4 protein-coding genes are annotated in these 2916 nt (G+C 67.6%); all 4 read left to right on the top strand.

What is annotated here, in order from left to right:
• Positions 1-473: DNA-3-methyladenine glycosylase I (locus I5M_RS04265; protein ID WP_022720270.1), on the top strand; the 473-nt coding region annotated here is incomplete at its 5' end.
• Between the two features lie 60 nt (positions 474-533).
• Positions 534-1151, top strand: a complete 618-nt coding sequence (locus I5M_RS04260) for a YfbR-like 5'-deoxynucleotidase (protein ID WP_022720269.1) — start codon at positions 534-536, stop codon at positions 1149-1151.
• Positions 1152-1221: 70 nt separating this feature from the next.
• Positions 1222-1728 (top strand): tyrosine phosphatase family protein, encoded by a 507-nt coding sequence (locus I5M_RS04255; protein WP_022720268.1) that lies wholly within the window; start codon positions 1222-1224, stop codon positions 1726-1728.
• A 14-nt stretch (positions 1729-1742) separates the two neighbouring features.
• Entirely contained in the window at positions 1743-2735 is a 993-nt protein-coding gene (locus I5M_RS04250; protein WP_031335332.1) for an NAD regulator, read from the top strand.
• Positions 2736-2916 lie beyond the last annotated feature (181 nt).

The raw sequence follows: 2916 nt of genomic DNA, 5'->3' as shown, positions 1-2916 counted from the left end.
ATCCTGCGCAGCGCGACAATTTCCGCCGCGCCTTCGACGATTTCGATCCGGCCAAGATCGCGCGCTACAACGACAAGAAAATCCACGCGCTGATGAACGACGTCGGCATCGTCCGCAACCGCGCCAAGATCGAAGGCGCCATCGGCAGCGCCAAGGCCTGGCTCACGATCCAGGAGGAAGGCCCGGGCTTCTCCAAGCTGCTGTGGGACTTCATGGGCGGCACGCCGAAGGTCAACCATTTCAAGACCACCGCCGGCGTGCCGGCCTCGACGCCGCTGTCGGTGAAAATCTCCAAGGAACTGGCCGGGCGCGGCTTCAAGTTCGTCGGGCCGACCATCGTCTACGCCTTCATGCAGGCAGTCGGCATGGTCAACGATCATCTGGTCGATTGCCATTGCCACGCGACCTGCGGGCAGATGAAAAAGCCGGCAAGGCGCAAGATCACCGCACCGCGCGCCGGCACAAAAGCTTAGCGCGGCTCGGGGAATCGCGGGATAAGTCCGGCGATCGATCTAAAGCCGGGCAAACCGCCGATGACTTCCGCCACCCCCAAGCCGAACACCGCATCCAACCGCGTCTGGCAGCGCATGCTGTCCGGGCGGCGGCTCGATCTGCTCGATCCTTCGCCGCTCGATGTCGAATTCGCCGATATCGCCCACGGCCTGGCGCGGGTGGCGCGGTGGAACGGGCAGACCTCGGGCGCGCACATCTTCTCGGTGGCGCAGCACACGCTGTTGGTCGAGGCGGTGATGCGCGAGAAGAACCCGCGGATCGACGACCGGCTGCGGCTCGCCGCGCTGTTGCACGATGCCCCCGAATACGTCATCGGCGACATGATCTCGCCGTTCAAGGCGGTGATCGGCGAATCCTACAAGGGCGTCGAGCGGCGCCTGCTGTCGGCGATTCATCTGCGCTTCGGCCTGCCGGCCGAACTGGACGACGCGATCGAACGCCAGATCAAAGCCGCCGATCGCGGCGCCGCTTACCTCGAAGCGACATTTCTGGCCGGCTTCACCAAAGCGGAAGCCAAGCGCCTGTTCGGCAACGATCCCGGGCTGCCGGCGCCGGTGGAGCACGACTATCTGACGCCATGGCCGGCCGGAAAGGCCGAGAAGCGTCTGCTGGCGCGGTTCAAGGCGCTGCACGGTTGAGCCTGCGGCCTTATCGCTTTCGCGTCCGGCCGGGCACGACTAAACTGGCCACATCAACCTGGAACCGCCGATGATTCACGTGTGCTCGCTCGCAGCCCTGCATCCCACGGTGGCGGCGACCGGCGCCAGCCACGTCCTGTCGGTGATGGCCAATGTCGGCCAGGTGCGACGGCCGGAGTCCGTGGCCGAGGCCAATCACCTGCGCATCTCGATGGACGACATCACCGAGCCGCTCGACGGCTTCGTCGCACCCAACGATACGCATATCACCGAACTGCTCGCCTTCGTGCGTGGCTGGGATCGCGCCGCGCCGCTGGTCGTGCATTGCTACGCCGGCATCAGCCGCTCGACCGCGAGCGCGTTCGCGGCCGCGTGCGCGCTCAACCCGCAGCGCGACGAGCTGACGATCGCGCGCGCGATCCGCGACGCCTCGCCGAGCGCATTTCCCAACCGGCTGATCGTCACCCTGGCCGATCGTGCGCTCGGCCGCGACGGCCGCATGGTGCGGGCGCTGGATGCTATAGGCCCCGGCAACCAGAGCATCGAAGGCATGCCGTTCCGCGTCGATCTCGAGTGACGGACGCGCAGCGCATGACCGAGCGGCATCCGAACGGCGACACGCCTCACATCCCGATCGAGATCGGCCTCACCGCCGCCATCGTGGCGATCGAGGACAACGAACCGCTGATCCTCACCGCCGGCAGCGACAGCGGCAATCTGACCGGCCTGCCCTATGGCCCGTTCGACGCGATCTCGCATCGGACGCTGGAGATCGGCCTGCGCGCCTGGGTGGAGGAGCAGACCGGACTGCGGCTCGGCTATGTCGAGCAGCTCTACACATTCGGCGACCGCGGCCGCCATGCGCGGCTGGGCGACACCGAGGTACACGTCGCCTCGATCGGCTATCTGGCGCTGACCCGCGCGGCCGACACGCTCAGCTCGGCGCCGGGCGCCCGCTTCGAGCCGTGGTACCGGTTCTTCCCCTGGGAGGATTGGCGGCAGGCGCGGCCGGCGATCATCGAGCGCGACATCCTGCCCGAACTCGCCGCCTGGGCGTCCGAAGCCGAGCAGCCCGACATGGCTCGCGCGCTGGCGCGCAAGGATCGCGTGCGGCTGTTCTTCGGCACCGACGGCGCGCACTGGGACGAAGAGCGCGTGCTCGATCGCTACGAACTGCTCTACGAGGCCGGCCTGATCGAGGAAGCACGCCGCGACGGGCGGCCGGCAGCGCTGGTGCGCACCAAGCTGCCGTCGCTCGGCGTCGCGATGCGGTTCGATCATCGCCGCATCCTCGCCACAGCGATCGCGCGGCTGCGCGCCAAGTTGAAGTACCGGCCGGTGGTGTTTGAACTTCTGCCCGGCGAATTCACACTCACCGATCTGCAGCATACCGTGGAAGCGATCTCGGGCCGGCACCTGCACAAGCAGAATTTCCGCCGGCTGGTCGAGGCCGGCGCGCTGGTCGAACCGACCGGCGACGTCTCGACACGAACAGGCGGCCGCCCGGCAGCCCTGTTCCGCTTCCGCCGCGAAGTGCTGCAGGAGCGCCCGGCGCCGGGGCTGCGGGTCCGCGGCCGGCGGTGAGCGCTCCTGCTTCCAACAGAATCACTTCCGTCATCCTGAGGTGCCCGCGGGGACGCGCGCAGCGCGGCGCTGCGGGCCTCGAAGGATGAGCCACGAGCACCTTTGGCCGCATCCTTCGAGGCGCGCTACGCGCGCACCTCAGGATGACGACTCATCACATGTGAAGGTCGCGTTGATTCAA

The sequence above is a fragment of the Rhodopseudomonas sp. B29 genome, from assembly GCF_000333455.1.
Taxonomy (GTDB): Bacteria; Pseudomonadota; Alphaproteobacteria; order Rhizobiales; family Xanthobacteraceae; genus Rhodopseudomonas.
Note: the sequence above shows the minus strand (reverse complement) of the source record. Positions and strands in the feature narration are given on the sequence as shown.